The following is a 20,573-nucleotide window of genomic DNA, read 5'->3' on the forward strand; positions in this document are numbered from 1 at the left end:
GGTACTATGGCTTAAGCCCTGGGAGAGTAGGTCGCTGCCAGGCCTGCCAAGGACAAGAAATCCTCCTCTTACGATGTTCGAATACAAAACGCCGCTTCCGGAAACGGAGGCGGCGTTTTTGCTTGTGCTGACGTCTTCAGCTTGCGCTGTCGTCTTCAAAGGTCCGCTGCGCTAGCCGGGTTCGCGCGGTCCTGGCCATTGGCTCCGCGCGTTGCGATCGACCACGGACATGCCGATGCCCTCGGTCGCGCGCACCGGCACCGAGGCCGGATCGAAATCCTCGAGACAAAACACGTTGACGCCGAAATGATCCGGCGCCGCGTGCTTGCGGTGAAACGTGTAGATGCCGCAGCGTGAGCAGAAGAAATGTTTCGCGCGGTGCGTATTCCATTCGTAGGCCGACAACAGATCCTCGCCGCTCTCGATCGTGAGCGCGCTCTCGCGCACCTTCGTCATCAGCGCATTCTTCTGCCGGCACAGCGAGCAATCGCAGGTCGTGATTTCAGGTGATATCTGACACCAGGCTGAACGTCACCGCGCCGCAATGGCATGAGCCGCGATAGGTGGGCATGTCTCTTTCCTTCTCTGGTGCATGCGAGCATCGGCGAGACAGTCTGGCCGCACAACAGATGGATTGCACGCCGAACAATGTTTGGTGATCGCCGAAGCCTCCACAAGGTTGTGATCATTCAGCCATGATCGGCCGTTAGCAGGACCAGGCCGAGTTCATGTGGAGTTCATTTCGGGTTCCCTAGCTTTCCACACGTCTGGACCTTCCACCGGCAAGATCTTCCAGCGCCAAAATCAACCATCCCCCTCAGGAGGAGACTCTCATGCCAGCATTGCTTCGTCCCGCCCTCACTGCGTTCGGCGTCGCGTGCCTCGTGTCCGCAGCATCGCTTGCCTCCTCCGGCACAGCGTTCGCGCAGGCCAAGCAGGCCGCGCCGGCGCCGCAGGCCGCGCCCGCGCAGGCCCCGACGCTCAAGCAGATCGCGCTGACCGACAAGCAACTCGACGGCGTGCTCGCCGCGCAGAAGGACATGGATGCGATCACGGAAAAACTGCCGGAGAATACCGCGCCCGACCAGAAGGTGATCGGTCAGCTCGACGGTGTGGCCAAGAAATACGGCTTCGCCAGCTATGACGACTATAACAACATCGTCGACAACATCAGCCTGGTGCTCGGCGGCTTCGATCCCGCGAGCAAGAAATATATCGGCACCGAAGCCGTGATCAAGGCGCAGATCGCGCAGATCCAGACCGACAAGAAGATGCCCGCCAAGGACAAGAAGGAAGCTCTCGACGAGCTCAACGAAGCCTTGAAGACGCCGGCGCCGCAGGTCGAGAACAAGGGCAACATCGATCTCGTCGGCAAGTACTACGACAAGCTCGTCGCCGCGCTGGGGGATGATCAGAACTAAGAACGGCGCAGTGCGCCGCTAACGCCGCGCGTTCGCCGCCGTAGGGTGGGCAAAGGCGCGACAGCGCCGTGCCCACGATATTCTCGACGGAGAGAGGCGGTGGGCACGCTTCCGCCTTCGCTCTTCGAGCTACGGCGGACAAGTCGGTTTGCCCACCCTACGAGAGCCGTTCAATGGCAAAAGCCCCGGAGACATCTCCGGGGCTTTCGTCGTTTTCAGGCGCAGCGAACTGTCGTCACGTCCGCGTCCGCATCCGCATCATGAAGCTGTCGTAGCTGAGCTCCGCCACCTGCATCCAGGCCAGCGACTCGTTCCGGAACGCCGACAGGCTAGTGTACATCTTGTTGAAGTGCGGGTTGGTCTTGGTGAGGCCCGCGTAGATCTCGCCCGCGGCGTTGTAGCAGGCCTCGAGCACCTCCTGCGGGAACGGCTTCAGCACCGCGCCGGCGACCAGCAGGCGCTTCAGTGCCGGCGGGTTGACGTAGTCATACTTGCCGGTGACCCATGTGAAGGTGTCGCGCGAGGCCATCTCGACCACGGACTGGTAGTGCTTCGGCAGCGCGTTCCACTTGTCGAGATTCATGATGTTGTGGCCTTGCCCGGTGCCTTCCCACCAGCCCGGATAGTAGTAATACTTGGCCACCTTCACGAAGCCGAGCTTCTCGTCGTCATAGGGTCCGACCCATTCGGCCGCGTCGATCGTGCCCTTCTCGAGCGCCGGATAGATGTCGCCGCCCGCGATCTGCTGCGGCACGCCGCCGACCTTGGCGATGATCGTGCCGGCAAAACCGCCGACGCGGAATTTCAGTCCCCTGAAATCCTCCATCGACTTGATCTCCTTCCGGAACCAGCCGCCCATTTGGGCGCCGGTCGAGCCGGTCGGAATGCCGACGGTGTTGTATTCCTTCAGGAGGTCGTTGAGCATCTCGGAGCCGCCGCCGAACAGCAGCCAGGAAATATGCGCGCGCGTGTTCAGGCCGAACGGCAGTGAGGTGCCGAAGGTGAAGGCGGGATTCTTGCCCCAGTAGTAATACAGCGCCGTGTTGCCCATCTCGACGGTGCCGTTCGACACGGCATCGAGCACCTGCAGGCCCGGGACGATTTCGCCCGACGCGAACGGCTGGATCTGGAATTTGTTGTCGGTGGCCTCGGCCACGCGCTTGCAGAAATATTCGCAGCCGCCATAGAGCGTATCGAGTGCCTTCGGCCAGCTTGCGGCGAGCCGCCATCTCACTTCCGGCGAGCCTTGCGCAATGGCCGGCGCAGCGACCGCGGTGCTTGCCGCAAGGCCGGCGCCCGTCACTTTCAGGAAATCACGACGTTTCATGCGTATCCCTCCAAGGTGCCGATTGCTCGACCTAAGGGAACGATCTTCGTGTCGTCTTGGCTTCGCCGATAACCGACGTTGTGTTGTGTGAATGTGCCTGATGGCCCTGCAGGGCTCTTGTGGATTCCGTGCGTTGCGGCTCCGGCGGTGAGGATGACGGGTCGCTTTGCGATAATCAAGCGTCGTTGGAGTGCTCGCAGTTGCGAAGGCTTCGCTGCCGATGAAGCCGTCCCGGCGGCTTGACCTCTCGCCGAACTCCACTGCCGCAGGGAGGGCAAAGGCGCGACAGCGCCGTGCCCGCGATCTTTTCGTTCAGCCGGAAATCGCGGGCGCACTTCCGCCTTCGCGCTTCGAGCTACGGCGGACAAGTCGCTTTGCGCACCCGAGGATAGTCGTGTTCAACGCAAGAAGCCCCGGAGATGCTGCCATCTCCGGGGCTTCTCATCCTTTCGTCGTGTGAATCGCTACCGCCTCACGTCTTCGTCCGCATCCGCATCATGAAGCTGTCGAAGCTCAGCTCCGCGACCTGGAACCAGGGCAGTGCCTCGCCGCGATAGGCGGCCAAGCTCGCATACATCTTGCCGAAATGTGGATTGGACTTGGACAGCTCGGCATAGGTCTCGTTGGCGGCAGCGTAGCAGGCTTCGAGAACGTCTTGCGGGAATGCCTTCAGGACCGCGCCCGACACCAGGAGCCGCTTCAGCGCCGGCGCGTTCAATGCGTCGTACTTGCCGGTGATCCAGGTGAAGGTATCGCGCGAGGCGGCGTCGACCGCGGCCTGGTAGTGCTTCGGCAGCGCATTCCACTTGTCGAGGTTGATGATGTTGTGGCCCTGGCTCGTGCCTTCCCACCAGCCCGGATAGTAGTAGTATTTCGCAACCTTGACGAAGCCGAGCTTCTCGTCGTCGTACGGACCGACCCATTCGGCCGCGTCGATGGTGCCCTTCTCCAGCGCCGGATAGATGTCGCCGCCGGCGATCTGCTGCGGTACTGCGCCGAGCTTGGCCAGGATCGTGCCGGCAAATCCACCGATGCGGAATTTCAGGCCCTTGATGTCGTCCAGCGTCTTGATTTCCTTCCGGAACCAGCCGCCCATCTGGGCGCCGGTGGACCCGGTCGGAATGCCATAGCAATTGTGCTCCTTCAGGAGGTCGTTCACCAGCTCCTGCCCGCCGCCCCACAACAGCCAAGAGATCTGCTGGCGCGTGTTCAATCCGAACGGCAGTGCTGTTGCAAAGGTGAAAGCGGGATTCTTGCCCCAGTAGTAGTAGAGCGCGGTATTGCCGATCTCGACGGTGCCGTTCGAGACGGCGTCGAGCACCTGCAGGCCAGGGACGATCTCTCCGGCCGCAAACGGCTGGATCTGGAATTTGTTGTCGGTGATCTCGGCGACTTTCTTGGTGAAATATTCGCAGCCGCCATAGAGCGTGTCGAGCGACTTCGGCCAGCTCGTGGCGTAGCGCCACCTGACCTCGGGCGAGCCCTGCGCGATCGCAGGCGCAGCCACGGCTGTGCTCGCGGCCAGGCTCGCGCCCGTTACCTTCAGGAAATCACGACGTTTCATGCGTACCCTCCGTAGTGCCGATGCTTCGACTTAAGGGAACGATCTTGGTGTCGTTTATTCTTCGCCGAGGCTCGACGTTGTTTTGTTTGAGGTTCGTTGGCGTTTCCGAATGGCCCTGATGGGCTCTTGTTGTTGGAATTCCGATCATTGCGGTTCCGTCAGCAAGGATGACCGGTCGCCGCGCGATAATCAAGCCTGAAGCCGGCCTCGCAATTGCGCTGGCAGACGAAAGTCCGAGGCATCGGTAGCTGCTGCATGATTGGGCAACCAACAGCCACGACGCCGGTGCGCTCCCTCCCCCGCTTGCTGGGGAGGGCCGGGGAGAGCGTGCTTCAACAACCAAGACTCCCCAAGAGGAAAAAGCCCTCACCCGGCGCTTCGTGAGGAGCCTGCGGCTCTGCTCGTTTCCCCTCTACTCCTCCTTCGCGAACGCAGCCTCCATCGCCTTCCTTGTCTTGATCGTCTCGTTGTTCGCGTCGAACTCGACGTCGCTCCAGCGCACGATCTCGCCATGGGCGACGTCGTGCTTCAACTTGACGCGATGCGCCAGGCCGATCGGCAGCGCACCGGCCTTCAGGCTCGCCGCCGCCGGTACCAATTTGCCCCACACCGTGTAGCCGCCTTCGCCGTCCAGCATCTCGCCGGCGCGCAAATTGCGTTTGGCCACGGAGGCGACATCGCCGCGGAAGCCGTAGGGCTGGCCGGTCGGCTCCCCTCGCAGCGCGGCCGAGAGCACCGAGATGTTCAGTTCGAGCCCGATCAGATGATACGGCTTGTACATTGCCGCGAAACGCCCGCTGCCGTCCGTCTTCAGGCCATATTGCTTGAAGCAATCGGCGGCGTAGTCGTTCGGCGCCTCCAGCACGACATAGACGCCCCAGCGCAGATCGCGGAACACCGGCCGGCCGTCGCGTTCGAGTGACGACACCACTTCCACCACGCCGGATCGCTCCAACACGCCACCGCGCGATCGCGGCCGCATGATGTGCGGCAAATCGTCCACGCCGCAGGGCGGGAACAACAATCCCTCCGACGGCACGTCGAGGCCGCAGGCATTGGCGATCGCGGCCATCTCGATCGCCGATTTGGTGCCGTCGAGGAAGGAATTGAACATCTGTGGATTCATCCCGGCCGACTGCGCTTCGCCGGCGGTGAGGCCGTAATGCTGCCACACGCCGTCAGGCGTCACGTCGTGATAGGCCGGCAGATATTTTGTACCTTTGCCCGCCGCGACGACCCGAAAGCCGGTGGCGCGCGCCCAGTCGACCATCTCGGCCGTCAGCGCCGGCTGGTCGCCATAAGCGAGCGAATAGACCACGCCCGCCTTGCGCGCTTCCTCGGCAAGTAGCGGGCCCGCCAGCACGTCGGCCTCGACATTGACCATCACGATATGCTTGCCCGCGGCGATCGCGGCGCGGGCGTGGCGGATGCCGACGGCGGGATTGCCGGTCGCCTCCACCACCACGTCCATCGCGCCGCCAGCGATGGCGCGCGCGCCGTCATCGGTGAAGACGGTGGCCGCGATCCGCTCGGCACTCCAGCCCACGGTGCGGCAGGCCTCACGCGCGCGCTCGCGGTCGATGTCGACGATGATGGACACTTCAAGTCCTGGCGTATGCGGCACCTGCGCCAGAAACATCGAGCCGAACTTGCCGGCGCCGATCAGCGCGACACGAACTGGCATTCCGGCGGACGCGCGGGCCTGGAGGATGCGGAAGAGGTTCATGTTGGAAATCCGTAGGTGCAACAATCAAAGCTCGTCATTCCGGGGCGCGCGAAGCGCGAGCCCGGAATCCATTCATCCACAAACTCTGCGGCCTAATGGATTCTCTGATGCGCAATTGCGCATCATAGATCGACGCTACGCGTCGCCCCGGAATGACAGTTTACTCCGCCGCCTGCCGCGGTGCCCGTGCCAGCCGCACCAGCGCATCATCACCCACTGTCTTGATCGGCGCAAAATCGCGATGCGCGATATATTCCGGCCGCGTCGGGGTGCGGATGTAGTTCGAGACCGCGTTCAGTGTCAGGTACACGATTTTGCGCGGGTAGGGCGTGATGTTGCCGGCCGAGCCGTGCACGAGATTGCCGTGGAACATCAGCATGCCGCCGGGCTTGCCGGTCGGCGCGACGATGCCGCCCTGCTTGACGAGGCGCGTCACGGTGTCCTCGTCCAGCGTCCACAGCGGATAGGATGTGGTGGCAAGGTCATGCGAGGCTTCGAGATCGCCGGCGTTCTGGCTGCGCGGCACCAGCATCAGGGGGCCGTTGATCGGCATCACCTCGTCGAGGAAGATTGCTATGTTCATCGCGCGCGGCTCCGGCATGCCGTCGTCGCGCTTCCAGGTGCCGTAATCCTGGTGCCACTGCCAGACGTCGCCGGTAAAGGCCGATTTCGCGTTGATCTTGAACTGATGCATGTAAACAGGCTCGCCGAAGAGCTGCTCGACCGGATCGATCATGCGCGGATGCGCGCCGAGCACGCCGAAGGCGTCGTTGTAGAGATGCGCGGCAAACGCCGTGCGCGGCGCGCCGCTCTTCTCGCGCCAGACCTCGGGCCGGTTGGCATCATAAATACTGACCGCCTCGCGCGCGAGGAAGTCGACTTCCTCCTGGCTGAACAGCTCGGGCAGGAACAGCCAGCCCTCGCGGTGGAAGAACTCCAATTGCTCCTGAGACAATTTCATGGGCCGTCCTCCTTGGTTTTGTTTTGCCGTTTATTGTTGTCATTCCGGGGCGCGCGAAGCGCGAACCCGGAATCCATTCTTCGTCAGTCTCTGCGGCCCGATGGATTCTCTGATGCGCAATTGCGCATCAAAGCTCACGCTTCGCGTGCCCCGGAATGACGGCTCGCTACGCCGCGGCCTCGTCCGTCGCCCTCAATCTCTCCTCGGTCATCCGTCCCGCCGTCTGCGCATGCGCCAGGGCCGCGCGCTCGGCCGCCTTCGCATCGCCCGCGAGAATGTGCCCAGCAATCGTCACATGCTCCGCCCAGGCGCTGCCGCGATAATCCAGCTCGGACAGCACCGCCGCCATCGAGCGGCGCATATGCGGCCATTGCGGCGCAATCGTTTCCTCGATCACGGGATTGCCGGCGAGCTGATAGATCGCGCGGTGAAAATCGACGTCGAGCGTGATCAGCTCGGACAATGATGTGTTGCGGTCGATGCCGCGTCCGGCGGCGAGCGCGGCGTCCAGCCGCGCGCGCCCCACCGCGTCACTCGCCGCGCGCATCGCCGCAAGCCGTGCGGCCAGCGCGTCGATGGCGCCGCGCACTTCGTAGAGCTGGCGGATGCGTGAGGGGTCGAGCTGGGTGACTTCAAAACCGCGCTTGCCGCTCTCGGCGACGAGCCCCTGACGGTGCAAGAGATGCAGCGCATGCGACACCGGCTGGCGCGAGACGCCGAGCTTGTCGGCAAGCTCGTTCTGCCGGATGCGCTGGCCGGGCTGCAGCGTGCGGTCGGAGATCGCCTCCAGGATCCGCGAATAGACCTGGTCGATCAGGTTCGGGAGCGGGTCGAGAGGGATCACGCCAGCAGCTCCGGACAACAAAAGGGAATACGGAATTCCGTATTCGAAGGTACTCCGAGAGGGCGAGGGCGTCAAGGCAGGCCTTCGCGACCCGCTCAGGCCGCTGTTGGGGGCCTCGCTAAGTCATTGATATCGCTAGGCCTGCCTACTGTGCATGGGGTTGTTTTCGCAGGTTGTGACCGCTTCAGCTCTCCAGCACCTCAACCTCCAGCGTCGCGATCCGCTCCGCATCGGCGAGTGCCTCGATCCCGGCGATGCGGTCGCCGTTGAAGCTGACGCGCAGCGCAATGCGCAGCTGGCCGCCGAGGATGACAGCGACGCCCATCTCGCCATCGACCAGCGCCGTCCGTGCGGCCTGGGCGCGGCCCCTGTAGAGTTGCGCGACCGCATCCGCGCCGCGGATTTCCGGCAGCGTGCCGAGCCGCACCGCAGCGTCGTCGGCGCGGAAGACGACGTCGGGATCGAGCACCGCGAGGAGGCCTTCGAAATTGCCCTCGCGGGACGCCTTGAGGAAGGCATCGACGATCGCGCGCTGGCGCGACAGGTCCGCCTCGGGCACCGGGGCGCCCTGCACGCGCCGCCGCGCGCGGCTCGCGAGCTGTCGCGAGGCATCGACCGAGCGGCCGACGATCGGCGCGATCTCCTCGAACGGGACCGCGAACATGTCGTGCAGCACGAAGGCGAGCCGCTCCGCCGGCTGCAACGTCTCGAGCACGACCAGCAGCGCCGCGCCGACGGAATCGGCCATCTCCGCCTCGCGCTCCCAGGTCTCGTCGATCGGCTCGGGCACGTGCGGGCCCATTGGATCTTCCTTGCGCGATTTTCGTGCGCGCAGCATGTCGAGGCAGATCCGGGCGACCACGGTGGTCAGCCAGCCGCGCAAGTTCGCGACGTCGGACGTGTCGCTGCGGCTGAGCCGCAGCCAGGCCTCCTGCACGGCATCGTCAACCTCGCCGCTCGCGCCCAGCATCCGGTAGGCGACCGCGCGCAGATGGTCCCGATTGGCCTCGAACTGCCGGGTCACAAAATTTTCTTCGCTCATCGGTCACATCCCCTCGTCGCGATCCGTCATGCCCATGACGAAGCCAATCCGGCCGATGTGACCGGAACCTTCGAAAATCGATAGATGGAGACGCAAGATGATGCACGCCCGCATGAACCACCCCGTCATGGTCCTGCCCGAAGCCATGAACCACCTTCAAGCCCTCGGCAATGTGACCAAGCAGGGCCTGCCGGAAAAGCTCCTGGAACTGGTGCACCTGCGTGCCAGCCAGATCAATGGCTGCAGCGTCTGCGTCGACATGCATCCAAAGATCGCCCGCAAGCTCGGTGAGACCGACGAGCGCCTGTTCGCCGTGTCCGCCTGGCGCGAGGCGCCCTATTTCACCGACGCCGAGCGCGCCGCGCTGGCGCTCACCGAGGCCGTCACGCGCGTTGCCGATCGCGAAGACCCGGTGCCGGATGCGATCTGGAACGAGGCCGCCAAGCATTTTGACGAGCGCGAGCTCGCAACCCTGATCCTCTCGATCGCGACGATCAACGTCTGGAATCGGCTGAACGCGACCATCAAGATGCCGGTCGGTGTGTGGAAGGTGTGAGGCCTTTGCTTCTCTCTCCCCGCACGCGGGGAGAGAGCTACTCCGCCAGGAACCTGTTCACGACCTCGCCGTATTCCAGCGGCGCCTGCTCGAACATCCAGTGGCCGGCGTTGGGGATCACCGCCGTCTGCGCGCCTTCGATATGCTCGGCAAGAACGCGCCACATCACCGACAGGCTGCCGGTGGTGGCGCCGCCGCCGATCAGCAGCGTCGGCGTCTTGATCGCCTGCGCGTCCGCAAGTGTGTACGACCGGCGCTGCTCGTTGATCTGGCCGAGGAAGGTGAGCGTGTTGTCGCGCAGCTGCTGTTTTGCGGCCGCAGGCACCCGCCGCCAGGAGCCGTCGCCTTCGATGCCCTCGTAGAAGTTCTGCAATGCGCCCTCGATGTCGCCGGCGCGGATCATCTCGACCGAGCGCACCGTCTTTGCGGCGAGCGGCGGATGCGCGGGCGTGCCTTCGGGCAGCGGCAGGCTGGCATCGAGATCGCCGCCGGGCTCGGCCAGCACCAGCTTTCGCAACAGATCAGGTCGCGCCTGCGCGACGCGGAAGGCAATATGGCCGCCGCGCGAATGGCCCATCAGGTCGACCGGGCCGGGCTGCACCTGCTCGATGAAGGCGATCGTATCCGCGACATGCTGCGCCATCTTGTAGTCTTCGCCGACGGCGTCCCAATGCTCGGGAAAGAAATGCCGCAGGCTAACCGAGATCACGCGATGCTTCTTTGAGAGCGGGCCGAGCACCGAATACCAGGTGCGGAAATCCCCTAACGTGCCGTGCACGCAGACCAGCGGATGGCCCTCGCCGACTTCGAGATAGGCCATGTCGTAACCGTTGACGCGAAAGCTCTGCATGATCAGCTCGCCAGAAAATCCAGGACCACTTCGGAGTATTTCTGCGGCGCCTGCTCGAACATCGGATGCGTCGCGTTCGGGATGATCGCCGTCTTGGAATAGGGCACGTGCGCGGCGAGCGCGTGCAGCACCTTTGGCAGCAGGCCCTTGGTCCGCGCGCCCAGGATGAACAGCGTCGGCATCTTGATCGATTCCGCATCCGCCTTCGAGAACGGCGGGCGGTTGTCGCGGACCTGTCCGATCAGCGTATAGGCATTATCGCGCAGATTCTGCTTCACCATCGCCGGCAGCCGCGGCCAGGTGCCGGCGCCTTCCAGCGTGTCGACGAAGACGGCAAGGCCGCCGTCGATATCGCCGGCCGCGATCTTCTCGGCCGAGGCCGTGAACCGCGCCAGCAGCGGTGAGGGGCCGCCGGCGTAGTCCGGATCGAGGCTCGCATCGAGCTCGCCGCCAGGTTCCGCCAGCACCAGCCGCCGCAGCAGGTCGGGCCGCTGCTGCGCGACGCGGAAGCAGATGTGCCCGCCGCGGGAATGGCCCATCAGATCGACCGGACCGAGGTCGAGCTTTTCGATGAAAGCGATGACGTCACTGACATGTTGGGCAATCGAATAGGTGTCGCCGACGCCGTCCCATTGTGCCGGGAAGAAATGCCGCAGGCTGACAACGATCATCCGGTGCCGCCGCGTCAGCGGCCCGAGCACGCAGCCCCAGACGCGGAAGTCGGACAGCGAGCCGTGCACGCAGACCAGCGGCGGGCCGCGTTTGTCCTCGCCCACGTCGAGATAGGGCATGTCGTATCCATTGACGTGGAGGCTTTGCATTCGGGGCTCGCGGAAAGGGGGCGGAACTCCTGTGCAAGATTCCCGGAAACCGGGTGGATCGCAACTATTTCCAAGCCTAGATTTAGGCCGAGATCACAATGGGGGCATGCGAGAGGACGCAAGCCAGGAACCAAGCCATGACCGACCAGCATTTTGCCCTGTTCGACACCAAGATCGGCCTCTGCGCCATCGCCTGGGGCCCGCGCGGCATCAACGGCACCCAGCTTCCGATGGGTGGCGAGCAGAAGATCCGCACCCGCATCAGCCAGCGCCACGCCGACGCCAGCGAGGCGGAGCCGACCGCCGAGGTGCAGCAGGCGATCGACCGCATCGTCAAGCTGCTTGCAGGCGAGCCGGATGACCTCACCGACATCCCGCTCGATCTCGACGGCGTGCCCGAGTTCAACCGCGGCGTCTACGAGATCGCCCGTGCCATTCCGCCCGGCAAGACCATCACCTATGGCGATATCGCCAAGCAGCTGGGCGGTGTCCAGCTGTCGCGCGACGTCGGCCAGGCGCTCGGCCGCAACCCGTGCCCGATCGTCGTGCCCTGCCATCGCGTGCTGGCGGCCGGCAACAAGCCCGGCGGCTTCTCGGCGAATGGCGGCGTGGTGACCAAGCTGAAGATGCTCGAGATCGAGGGCGCGCTGGTGAACCACACGCCGAGCTTGTTTGATTGAGGCGGTGTTGATCGTGCCCCGGATGCAGTGCGGCACGAAGTGCTGCACTGCTGAGCCGCGGCCCAGCATCTCAGCGAGATGGGTCCCGGCTCTGCGGCGCACCGCTCCGCGCTGCACCGCGTCCGGGACACAAGACCTCCGCTAAATCTTCGCCGCCGTCTTCGGCCAATACTTGTCGCGCAGATGCCGCTTCACCAGCTTGCCCGTGGGCGTGCGCGGCAGCTCGGCTTCGAAATCGATCGAGCGCGGGCACTTGATGGCTGACAGACGCGTCTTGCAATATGCGATCAGCTCGGCCTCGAGCTCCTTGCCGGCGCGCGTCATGTCGTGCGGCTGCACCACCGCCTTCACCTCTTCGCCCATCTCCTCGTTCGGCACGCCGAACACGGCGATGTCGGCGATCTCGGGATGGGTGATGAGCACGTCCTCGGTCTCCTGCGGGTAGATGTTCACCCCGCCCGAGATGATCATGTAGGACTTGCGGTCGGTGAGGAACAGAAAGCCGTCCTTGTCGAGATAACCGACATCGCCGAGCGTCGACCATCCCTTGGCGTTGTAGGCCTTCTTCGTCTTTTCGGGGTCGTTGTGATAGATGAAGACGGGCGCATCGGCGAAATAGACCGTGCCGATCTCGCCTACCGGCTGCTCCTCGTCGTTCTCGTCCAGGATCTTGATCTTGCCGACCACGGCGCGGCCGACGCTGCCGCGATGCTCCAGCCATTGTTGCGAGTTGCAGACGGTGACGCCGTTGCCTTCCGAGCCCGCGTAGTACTCGATCAGGATTGGGCCCCACCATTCGATCATCTTGGCCTTGACGTCGACCGGGCAGGGTGCAGCCGCGTGGATCGCGCCCTTCAGCGTCGAGACGTTATACTTGGCGCGGACCTCGTCGGGCAGCTTCAGCATGCGCACGAACATGGTCGGCACGAGCTGCGATTGCGTGACCTTGTACTTCTCGACGAGCTTCAAGAAGTCCTCGGCGTCAAAGTGCTCCATGATGATGGAGCTGCCGCCCAGCACGATCGCCATCATGTTGAAGCGCAAGGGAGCCGCGTGATAGAGCGGCGCCGGCGACAGATAGATGCTCTCGGCATTCATGCCGCACATGTCAGCGCAGAGCACGCGCAGGAACGCGTTCGGCACATCGATCTTGTTGCCCTCGAACGCCTTCTTGATGCCTTTCGGGCGGCCGGTCGTGCCCGACGAATACAGCATGTCGTAGCCAGCAACCTCGTCCGCGATTGGTATGGTCGGCTGCGCGGCCGCTTCCTTGTCGTAGGAGCGGAAGCCAGGCAGGGGCTTGTCGACCATGTAGAAGATCGGCTCGCCGGGCGTGCCCTTGATCAGGGCCTTGATCTGGTCGGCGCATTTCGGCGTGGTGATCACGACCTTGGCGCCGCAATCGCCGGTGATGTAGTCGATCTCATCCTGCTTTAGATAACGGCTGATCGCGGTGTAATAGAGCCCGCTCCGCTGTGCCGCCCAGCAGATCTCCATGAAGGCGAGGCGGTTTTCCATCAGCAGCGCGATGTGGTCGCCGGCCTTCAGGCCGAGCGAGCGAAACAAGTTCGCGCCCTGGTTCGAGAGTTCGTCGAGCTCGCGATAGGTGATCGCCTTGCCGGTCCCGGCCATCTGGTAGGCGATCTTGTCGGGCGTGATCTTTGCGTAGACGGACGGATGGGTCATGGCGTTTCCTCAGAACGCGAATGGCGAGCAGCGAATGGCGAATAGGGAAGAAGGGCAAGCCGCTCTTCGCCTACTCACCATTCGCTACTCGCCACTCGCTACTCGCTTTTGTTCTTCTTACAGTCGTTCGACGATCGTCACGTTGGCCATGCCGCCGCCTTCGCACATGGTCTGCAGGCCGTAGCGCTTGCCGCGCTGGTGCAGGGCGTGCACCAGCGTCGTCATCAGCTTGGTGCCGGAGCCGCCGAGCGGATGGCCGAGCGCGATCGCGCCGCCATTGACGTTGAGGCGAGCCGGATCGGCGCCGGTGGTCTTCAGCCAGCCGGTCGGCACCGAGGCGAACGCCTCGTTGACCTCGAACAGGTCGATGTCGTCGATCTTCATGCCGGCCTTCTCCAGCGCCTTCTTGGTGGCGTGCAGGGGAGCGTCCAGCATGATGACGGGATCGCCACCGGTCATGGTCATGTGGTGGACGCGCGCCAGCGGCTTGACACCGAGCTGCTTGAGGCCGCGCTCGTTGACCACCATCACGCCGGAGGCGCCGTCGCAGATCTGGCTGGCGCTGGCGGCGGTGAGCTTGCCGTTCTCGGCGATCAGCTTGACGCCCTTGATGCCTTCGAGCGTGGCATCGAAGCGGATGCCTTCGTCGATGTGGTGGGTGTCCTTGCTGCCGTCGGCGCGGGTGATCTCGAGCGGCACGATCTCCTTCTTGAAGTGACCGCCTTGCGTTGCCGCGATCGCGCGCTGATGGCTGTTGAACGAGTATTCGTCGAGATCGTCCTTCGACAGGCCGTACTTCTCGGCCATCATCTCGGCGCCGGTGAACTGGCTGAACACGATGTTCGGATATCTCGCCTCGATGCCCGGGCTCTTGTAGTGGCCGAAGCCGTTCTTGGCGGCGAGCTGCGAGGACAGGCCCATCGGCACGCGCGTCATCGATTCCACGCCGGCCGCGATCACCACGTCCATGGTGCCGGACATCACGGCCTGAGCCGCGAAGTGCAGTGCCTGTTGCGAGGAGCCGCACTGACGGTCGATCGAGGTGCCCGGCACGCTCTCCGGCAGCTTCGAGGCCATGATCGCGTTGCGCGCGACGTTGTTGGACTGCTCACCGACCTGCATCACGCAGCCCATGATCACGTCCTCGACCAGGGCTGGATCGACCTTGCTGCGATCGACCAGCTCGTCCAGCACCTTGGCGGCGAGATCGGCCGGATGCCAGCCGGCGAGGCGGCCCCCCTTGCGCCCGCCCGCGGTACGCGCAGCGGCGACGATATAAGCCTCGGCCATTTCGGTCTCTCCCATGATTGTTCTTGATAGGGTTGGGTTGTCGGGGGCGGATTTAAGGGGCGGGATATCGTTTAGTCAATCGATCAATTAACTCTTGTGATGAGGCGCTGCTTCGGCTTATCTGCGGCCCGTTCATGCGGCGAGAACAGGGATCTCCGTGACTACCAGCGTACCGAACAGGCTCCCCAGCGGAAAGAATTCCACGGCAGAGAAATTGCTCGTGGCCGCCAGCGAGCTGATGATCGAACGCTCTTCGATCGAGATCTCGCTCTCCGATATCGCCCAGAAGTCCGGCGCCAACGCCGCGCTGGTCAAATATCATTTCGGCAACAAGGACGGCCTGCTGCTGGCGCTGCTCGCGCGGGATGCCGCAACCGAGGTGTCCAATCTCGAATATCTGCTGGCGCAGCCGATCACCTCGACGGCGAAGCTGAAGCTGCATATTGCCGGCATCATTCGCGCCTATCACCGGTTCCCCTATATGAACCGGCTGATCCACTATCTCCTGCACGAGAGCGTTGCCGGATCCGCGGACGAGGTCTCGAAGTTTTTCGTCGCGCCGCTGCTGGATTTCCATCGCCGCCTGCTCGCCGAGGGCGTCAGCCGCGGCGAGTTCCGCGCCACCGATCCGGTGCTGTTCTACACCAGCCTGATCGGCGCTTGCGATCACCTGTTCTTCGGCCGGCACGCGATGTCTCGCGCGACCGGCGTCGGTCCGGTCACCGATGACGTCTGCCGGCAATACATCAAGCACATGGAAACGCTGATCTGCGGTGGCATCCTCACGCAAGCCGGGGAAGCCGCCGCGGCCGGATAATCCGGCCATCACTCTCAAGTCCAGAGAAGAAACGCCCAAGGAAAGGTACAAGCGATGGAATTGAAAGACGTAGCCGTTCTCATCACCGGCGGTGGTTCGGGCCTCGGCGAAGCGACCGCCCGCGCCATGGCGGCCAAGGGCGCCAAGATCGGTGTGATCGACCAGAACAAGGAGAACGCCGAGAAGGTCGCTGCCGAAGTGAAGGGCGTCGCGCTCCACGCCGACGTTACCTCCGAGGAGCAGATCAAGGCGGCGATCGCCAAGGCGGAAGCCGCGCACGGCGTTGCCCGCGTGCTGATGAACTGCGCCGGCATCGGCGGCTCGCAGCGCATCGTCGGCCGCGACGGCGTCTATCCCTTGGAAAAGTTCGCGCGCATCATCAACGTCAATCTGATCGGCACGTTCAATTGCCTGCGCCTGTTCGCCGAGCGCCTCGTCACGATCGAGCCGGTCGGTGAAGAGCGCGGTGTCATCATCAACACCGCTTCGGTCGCCGCCTACGAAGGCCAGATCGGCCAGATCGCCTATTCGGCCTCGAAGGGCGGCGTCGTCGGCCTGACCCTGCCGGCCGCGCGCGATCTCGCCAGCCAGAAGATCCGCGTCAACACCATCGCGCCCGGCCTGTTCTTCACGCCGCTGCTGATGGGTCTGAACGAGGAAGCCCGCAAGAGCCTCGGCGCCCAGGTGCCGCATCCCTCGCGTCTCGGCGATGCCAAGGAATACGGCGCGCTCGCCGTGCACATCGTCGAGAACGCCATGCTCAATGGCGAAACCATCCGCCTCGACGGCGCCATTCGTATGGCTCCGCGCTAAGCGGCATTCCTCTTCCTTCTCCCCTTGCGGGAGAAGGTGGCGCGCTTTGGAGCGCAATTGCGCTCCTGAGCGCGCCGGATGAGGGGGTTTCTCCGCGGAGACAGACCCCTCACCCAAGCGAGTTCTTGGTCAGCGACGAACATGCCCTCTCCCGCAAGGGGAGAGGGCACAATAACCGCCACTCAAAGAGCGGATGCAGGAGCGCCCCATGTCCCAACCGCTGCTGATCGAGCATGACGACGGTGTCGACCGGGTGGCGCTCAATCGTCCCGACAGTCTCAACGCGCTCGATCCCGCGCTGATCGATGCGCTCAACGTCTATTTCCAGGGCCTGCAGCGCAACCGCGACACGCGCGTCGTCGTGCTTCGCGGCGCCGGCAAGAATTTCTGCGCCGGCCTCGACCTCAAGGCCGCGATGACGCGCCGGGCCGGACAGCAGGAGCCGCCTGGCGTCACGGAGTCGCTGGACTCGCAGCGACGCATTGCCGACATCGTGATGCTGATGCGGCGCTGTCCGCAGCCGATCCTATCGCTGGTGCAGGGCGCCGCGGCCGGCGGCGGCTTTGCGCTGGCGCTCGCCTCCGACATCCGCATCGCGACGAAGTCGGCGCGCATGAATTGCGCCTTCATCAAGCTTGGTCTTGGCGGCTGCGACATCGGCACCAGCTACTTTCTGCCGCGGCTCGTCGGAGTGTCGGTGGCGTCGGAACTGATCCTCACTGGTCGTTTCATCGGCGCCGAGCGCGCGCTTGCGGTCGGGCTCGTCTCCGAGGTTGTCGACGAGGACAAGCTCGACGCAGCGGCCGAGCCTTACGTCGATGCGATGATGACGGCCTCGCCAGTGGGGCTACGGCTGTCCAAAGAATGTCTCAACATGAGCGTCGATGCCGGATCGCTGGAAGCAGCGATCGCGATGGAGGACCGCAACCAAGTCCTGTGCAGCCGCTCCGAGGAGTTTTCGGAGGGCATCAGGGCCTTCCTTGAGAAGCGAAAGCCTGTCTATATCAAGCGCTGAAACAACAAAGATCCGCAAAGGACAATAATTCCGGGAGACGCAAAATGAGTGGAAGCGCGGCGGCGGTGATGTCAAAGCCCGCCTTTCGCAAGGTCGAGTGGCTCGCGCGCGACATCGATGTCGAGCGCCGCGCTGACGGCACGGTGGTGCTGAAGTCGCGCATTCCGCTGCAGGCTTACGAAAAACATCTTCCGGCCTCGCTGGCGAAATGGGCGAGGGAAGCGCCCGAGCGCATCTGGCTCGCGCAGCGCGGCGGTCCGAACCGCGAATGGCGCAAGGTCTCCTATGGTGAGGCCAAGCGCACCGTGGATGCGTTGACGCAGGCGCTGCTCAACCTCAAGCTTGAGGGACGCCCGGTCACGATCCTCTCCGGCAACTCGATCGAGCACGCGCTGATGACGCAGGCCGCGATGCAGGCGCGCGTCCCGGCAGCGCCGGTGTCGCCGGCCTACTCGCTGATGAGCCACGATCACGTCAAGCTGAAATACCTGTTCGACCTGATCAAGCCGGCCGTGGTGATGGTCCAGGACGGCCCGACCTTCGAGAAGGCACTGAAGGCGCTCGATCTCACCGGCGTCACCGTCGTTCACGTCGTGCGGCCCTGCGAGGGCATCAAGAGCGTCAGTTTTGCCGAGCTCGCCGCAACGCCGGTGACGGCTGATGTCGACGCATCGATCGCAAGGATCACGCCCGACACCGTCGGCAAGCTGCTGTTCACGTCGGGCTCGACCGGCATGCCGAAGGCCGTCATCAACACGCAGGCGATGATGTGCGCCAATGCGGCGATGATGATGCAGGTGAGGCCGCGCATACCGGGCGGCCCGCTGCCGATCGTGCTCGACTGGATGCCGTGGAATCACACCATGGGCGGCAATGCCGCATTCCATCCGGTGCTGGTCGACGGCGGCACGCTCTATATCGACGACGGAAGGCCGATGCCGGGGCAGCTCGAGGAGACGATCAAGAATCTCCGCGAGATCTCGCCGACCTATTACGCCAACGTGCCCGCCGGCTACGCCGCGCTCGCGGCCGCCATGGAAAAAGACGACGTGCTGTGCCGCTCGTTCTTCAAGAACCTCTCGATCATGGCCTATGGCGGCGCGCGGTTGCCGGATGATCTCTACGACCGCATGCAGGCGCTGGCGGTGAAGACCACCGGCGAGCGCATCGTGTTCTACACCGGCTGGGGCTCGACCGAGACCGCGCCAACCTCGACCGGCACCTATTGGGACACCGAGCGCGTCGGCCTGATCGGCCTGCCGTTCCCCGGCGTCGAATTGAAGATGGTGCCGTGCGGCTCGAAATACGAGCTGCGCCTGCGCGGCGTCAACGTGACGCCCGGCTATTTCGGTCAGCCTGATCTGACCAGGAAGATGTTCGACGAGGAGGGCTTTTACTGCATCGGCGATGCCGGCATTTTTGTCGACGATGCGGATCCGGTGAAGGGCATCATCTTCGCCGGCCGCGTGGTCGAGGACTTCAAGCTCACCACCGGCACCTTCGTGCATGTCGGTTCGCTTCGCACCGATACCATCGCGGCCGCGACGCCGGTTGTGCATGACGCGCTGGTTGCGGGGCAGGATCGTGCCTTCATCGGTCTGCTTGCCTGGCCGAACCTGCACGCCTGCCGTCAGCTCGTCGGCAATGCCGATCTCAGCTTCGAAGAGGCGGTGAAGCACCCCGAGGTGATTGCCTGCTTCAGGCGCGGGCTTGAAGCGCACAACCGGGAGTGCGAAGGCGCCAGCAGCCGCATCATCGCCCGCGCGATGCTGATGGCCGAGCCGCCCTCGATCGACGGCAACGAGCTCACCGACAAGGGCTACATCAACCAGCGCGCCGGCCTGGAGCGCCGCGCCGCGCTGGTGGAGCGGTTGTATGCGGACAAGCCGGATCAGGACGTGATCGTGCTGAAATGAAATCCGTAGGATGGGTAGAGCGCAGCGAAACCCATCGCCTTGAGTCAGACAATTGATGGGTATCGCTTCGCTCCACCCATCCTACAGAACAGCAAAAACAAGGGTAAGCCGCCATGAACTTCGATTTCTCCGACGACCAGAAGCAGCTCCGCGATCAGGCGCGCAAATTCCTCGCTGAAAAATGCTCGCCGAAGGCGGTGCGCGTCGTGCTCGACGGCAAGGCCCCTTACGACAAGGAGCTCTGGAAAGGCCTCGCCGAGATGGGCTTCCTCGGCGTCGCGATCCCGGAAGAATTCGGCGGCGCCGGCGCCGGCCATCTCGAGCTTTGCGTGATCGCAGAAGAAATGGGCCGGGCGAATGCGCCGGTGCCGTTTTCCTCGACCGTCTATCTTGCCGCCGAAGCGCTGCTGATCGCCGGCAGCGACGCGCAGAAGAAAAAATGGCTGCCGGCGATCGCCTCGGGCGATGCGATCGGTACGCTGGCGTTGTTCGAGGGCAAGGGCAATCCGGCGCCGAAGAACGTCAAGCTGACGACGGCGAACGGTGTGCTCAACGGCGTCAAGAAGCCGGTCGCCGACGGCGCCATCGCCGACTTTGCGGTGGTCGCCGTACGCACGGGATCGAGCGGGCGGGATGCCGACATCTCGCTGTTCCTGGTCGATCTCAAGGCCGGTGGTGTCGAGATCAAGAGCCTCACCAATCTCGATCCGACCCGCGGGCAGGCCGAGATCACTTTCAAGGATGCCAAGGCTGAGCCGCTCGGCGCCGCCGGCGAAGGCTGGAGCATTTTGACTCAGGTGCTCGACCGCGCCGCTGTGCTGTGCGCCTTCGAGCAGGTCGGTGGCTCCGACCGCGCGCTTGAGATGGGCCGCGACTACGCGCTCGACCGCATCGCCTTCGGCCGTCAGATCGGTTCGTTCCAGGCGGTCAAGCACATGCTCGCCGACATGTATGTCTCGGCGACGCTCGCGCGCTCCAACAGCTATTATGGTGCTTGGGCGCTCTCGACCAACGCCGCCGAACTGCCGGAAGCCGCTGCCGCCGCGCGCATCAGCGCGACGCAGGCGTTCCAGCACTGCGCCAAGAACAACATCCAGGTTCACGGCGGCATGGGCTTCACCTGGGAGTTCGACTGCCACATGTACTACCGCCGCGCCAACGCGATGGCGCTCGGGCTCGGCAGCCTGTCCTATTGGGAAGACCAGCTGATCGACCGCATGCGCAAGAAGAACGCGGCGTAAGCG

General features: G+C 64.0%; 19 protein-coding genes. 8 read left to right on the top strand and 11 right to left on the bottom strand.

Translation table 11 applies throughout. The annotated features are described in order from the left end of the window. Positions 1-171 precede the first annotated feature (171 nt). Positions 172-456 (bottom strand): GFA family protein, encoded by a 285-nt coding sequence (locus tag RAD16_RS21645; RefSeq protein WP_458159892.1) that lies wholly within the window; start codon positions 454-456, stop codon positions 172-174. 377 nt (positions 457-833) lie between these two features. Between RAD16_RS21645 and RAD16_RS21650 the strand changes: the two genes are divergently transcribed. Further along, the gene (locus tag RAD16_RS21650; RefSeq protein ID WP_458159893.1) at positions 834-1,421 is read left to right on the top strand and encodes a hypothetical protein; all 588 of its coding nucleotides are present in this window, start codon (positions 834-836) and stop codon (positions 1,419-1,421) included. A 235-nt stretch (positions 1,422-1,656) separates the two neighbouring features. Here the strand turns inward: RAD16_RS21650 and RAD16_RS21655 are convergent, their stop codons facing one another. The 6 genes from RAD16_RS21655 to RAD16_RS21680 form a co-directional block, all read right to left on the bottom strand. Beyond that, entirely contained in the window at positions 1,657-2,748 is a 1,092-nt protein-coding gene (locus tag RAD16_RS21655) for a TRAP transporter substrate-binding protein (protein WP_458159894.1), read from the bottom strand. A gap of 472 nt (positions 2,749-3,220) precedes the next feature. Further along, complete coding sequence (locus RAD16_RS21660; protein WP_458159895.1) at positions 3,221-4,312, bottom strand: TRAP transporter substrate-binding protein; 1,092 nt, start codon at positions 4,310-4,312, stop codon at positions 3,221-3,223. A 412-nt stretch (positions 4,313-4,724) separates the two neighbouring features. Then, entirely contained in the window at positions 4,725-6,038 is a 1,314-nt protein-coding gene (locus RAD16_RS21665; protein WP_458159896.1) for an NAD(P)H-dependent oxidoreductase, read from the bottom strand. A gap of 160 nt (positions 6,039-6,198) precedes the next feature. Then, positions 6,199-6,999, bottom strand: a complete 801-nt coding sequence (locus RAD16_RS21670; RefSeq protein WP_458159897.1) for a phytanoyl-CoA dioxygenase family protein — start codon at positions 6,997-6,999, stop codon at positions 6,199-6,201. A 166-nt stretch (positions 7,000-7,165) separates the two neighbouring features. Beyond that, the gene (locus tag RAD16_RS21675) at positions 7,166-7,843 is read right to left on the bottom strand and encodes a GntR family transcriptional regulator (RefSeq protein WP_458159898.1); all 678 of its coding nucleotides are present in this window, start codon (positions 7,841-7,843) and stop codon (positions 7,166-7,168) included. Positions 7,844-8,027: 184 nt separating this feature from the next. Further along, positions 8,028-8,885 carry a sigma-70 family RNA polymerase sigma factor gene (locus RAD16_RS21680; RefSeq protein ID WP_458159899.1) on the bottom strand — a complete coding sequence of 286 codons (858 nt, stop codon included), beginning with the start codon at positions 8,883-8,885 and terminating at the stop codon, positions 8,028-8,030. A 100-nt stretch (positions 8,886-8,985) separates the two neighbouring features. Here RAD16_RS21680 and RAD16_RS21685 point away from each other — a divergent pair, with 100 nt between their 5' ends. After that, a complete protein-coding gene (locus tag RAD16_RS21685; RefSeq protein ID WP_212290019.1) occupies positions 8,986-9,441 on the top strand; it encodes a carboxymuconolactone decarboxylase family protein in 456 nt (151 codons plus the stop codon). Positions 9,442-9,478: 37 nt separating this feature from the next. Here RAD16_RS21685 and RAD16_RS21690 read toward each other — a convergent pair whose 3' ends face one another. Both RAD16_RS21690 and RAD16_RS21695 read right to left on the bottom strand, forming a co-directional pair. Continuing rightward, a complete protein-coding gene (locus tag RAD16_RS21690; protein WP_458159900.1) occupies positions 9,479-10,291 on the bottom strand; it encodes an alpha/beta fold hydrolase in 813 nt (270 codons plus the stop codon). A gap of 2 nt (positions 10,292-10,293) precedes the next feature. Beyond that, entirely contained in the window at positions 10,294-11,112 is an 819-nt protein-coding gene (locus tag RAD16_RS21695) for an alpha/beta fold hydrolase (protein ID WP_458159901.1), read from the bottom strand. Positions 11,113-11,249: 137 nt separating this feature from the next. On the opposite strand from RAD16_RS21695, the gene RAD16_RS21700 reads away from it, so the two are divergent. Further along, a complete protein-coding gene (locus RAD16_RS21700) occupies positions 11,250-11,792 on the top strand; it encodes a methylated-DNA--[protein]-cysteine S-methyltransferase (RefSeq protein WP_458159902.1) in 543 nt (180 codons plus the stop codon). A gap of 141 nt (positions 11,793-11,933) precedes the next feature. Here RAD16_RS21700 and RAD16_RS21705 read toward each other — a convergent pair whose 3' ends face one another. Together RAD16_RS21705 and RAD16_RS21710 are read right to left on the bottom strand one after the other, a co-directional pair. Continuing rightward, positions 11,934-13,478, bottom strand: a complete 1,545-nt coding sequence (locus tag RAD16_RS21705; RefSeq protein ID WP_458159903.1) for an acyl-CoA synthetase — start codon at positions 13,476-13,478, stop codon at positions 11,934-11,936. Positions 13,479-13,595: 117 nt separating this feature from the next. Then, positions 13,596-14,768 carry an acetyl-CoA C-acetyltransferase gene (locus RAD16_RS21710; RefSeq protein WP_458159904.1) on the bottom strand — a complete coding sequence of 391 codons (1,173 nt, stop codon included), beginning with the start codon at positions 14,766-14,768 and terminating at the stop codon, positions 13,596-13,598. 214 nt (positions 14,769-14,982) lie between these two features. Between RAD16_RS21710 and RAD16_RS21715 the strand changes: the two genes are divergently transcribed. The 5 genes from RAD16_RS21715 to RAD16_RS21735 all read left to right on the top strand — a co-directional run bounded on the left by RAD16_RS21715 (position 14,983) and on the right by RAD16_RS21735 (position 20,570). Further along, positions 14,983-15,585 carry a TetR family transcriptional regulator gene (locus tag RAD16_RS21715; RefSeq protein ID WP_458159906.1) on the top strand — a complete coding sequence of 201 codons (603 nt, stop codon included), beginning with the start codon at positions 14,983-14,985 and terminating at the stop codon, positions 15,583-15,585. A gap of 54 nt (positions 15,586-15,639) precedes the next feature. Next, a complete protein-coding gene (locus RAD16_RS21720; protein WP_128954145.1) occupies positions 15,640-16,398 on the top strand; it encodes an SDR family NAD(P)-dependent oxidoreductase in 759 nt (252 codons plus the stop codon). 208 nt (positions 16,399-16,606) lie between these two features. Further along, entirely contained in the window at positions 16,607-17,413 is an 807-nt protein-coding gene (locus tag RAD16_RS21725; protein ID WP_458159907.1) for an enoyl-CoA hydratase/isomerase family protein, read from the top strand. Positions 17,414-17,457: 44 nt separating this feature from the next. After that, a complete protein-coding gene (locus RAD16_RS21730; protein ID WP_458159908.1) occupies positions 17,458-19,329 on the top strand; it encodes an AMP-binding protein in 1,872 nt (623 codons plus the stop codon). Between the two features lie 113 nt (positions 19,330-19,442). Beyond that, complete coding sequence (locus RAD16_RS21735) at positions 19,443-20,570, top strand: acyl-CoA dehydrogenase family protein (protein ID WP_458159909.1); 1,128 nt, start codon at positions 19,443-19,445, stop codon at positions 20,568-20,570. Positions 20,571-20,573 lie beyond the last annotated feature (3 nt).

Source organism: Bradyrhizobium sp. 18BD (assembly GCF_054185225.1).

Bases quoted from the DNA above. Each gene is read 5' to 3' on its own strand.
- RAD16_RS21645 (WP_458159892.1), bottom strand. From the start codon at position 456: ATGACGAAGGTGCGCGAGAGCGCGCTCACGATCGAGAGCGGCGAGGAT.
- RAD16_RS21650 (WP_458159893.1), top strand. From the start codon at position 834: ATGCCAGCATTGCTTCGTCCCGCCCTCACTGCGTTCGGCGTCGCGTGC.
- RAD16_RS21655 (WP_458159894.1), bottom strand. From the start codon at position 2,748: ATGAAACGTCGTGATTTCCTGAAAGTGACGGGCGCCGGCCTTGCGGCA.
- RAD16_RS21660 (WP_458159895.1), bottom strand. From the start codon at position 4,312: ATGAAACGTCGTGATTTCCTGAAGGTAACGGGCGCGAGCCTGGCCGCG.
- RAD16_RS21665 (WP_458159896.1), bottom strand. From the start codon at position 6,038: ATGAACCTCTTCCGCATCCTCCAGGCCCGCGCGTCCGCCGGAATGCCA.
- RAD16_RS21670 (WP_458159897.1), bottom strand. From the start codon at position 6,999: ATGAAATTGTCTCAGGAGCAATTGGAGTTCTTCCACCGCGAGGGCTGG.
- RAD16_RS21680 (WP_458159899.1), bottom strand. From the start codon at position 8,885: ATGAGCGAAGAAAATTTTGTGACCCGGCAGTTCGAGGCCAATCGGGAC.
- RAD16_RS21685 (WP_212290019.1), top strand. From the start codon at position 8,986: ATGCACGCCCGCATGAACCACCCCGTCATGGTCCTGCCCGAAGCCATG.
- RAD16_RS21690 (WP_458159900.1), bottom strand. From the start codon at position 10,291: ATGCAGAGCTTTCGCGTCAACGGTTACGACATGGCCTATCTCGAAGTC.
- RAD16_RS21695 (WP_458159901.1), bottom strand. From the start codon at position 11,112: ATGCAAAGCCTCCACGTCAATGGATACGACATGCCCTATCTCGACGTG.
- RAD16_RS21700 (WP_458159902.1), top strand. From the start codon at position 11,250: ATGACCGACCAGCATTTTGCCCTGTTCGACACCAAGATCGGCCTCTGC.
- RAD16_RS21705 (WP_458159903.1), bottom strand. From the start codon at position 13,478: ATGACCCATCCGTCCGTCTACGCAAAGATCACGCCCGACAAGATCGCC.
- RAD16_RS21710 (WP_458159904.1), bottom strand. From the start codon at position 14,768: ATGGCCGAGGCTTATATCGTCGCCGCTGCGCGTACCGCGGGCGGGCGC.
- RAD16_RS21720 (WP_128954145.1), top strand. From the start codon at position 15,640: ATGGAATTGAAAGACGTAGCCGTTCTCATCACCGGCGGTGGTTCGGGC.
- RAD16_RS21725 (WP_458159907.1), top strand. From the start codon at position 16,607: ATGTCCCAACCGCTGCTGATCGAGCATGACGACGGTGTCGACCGGGTG.
- RAD16_RS21730 (WP_458159908.1), top strand. From the start codon at position 17,458: ATGAGTGGAAGCGCGGCGGCGGTGATGTCAAAGCCCGCCTTTCGCAAG.
- RAD16_RS21735 (WP_458159909.1), top strand. From the start codon at position 19,443: ATGAACTTCGATTTCTCCGACGACCAGAAGCAGCTCCGCGATCAGGCG.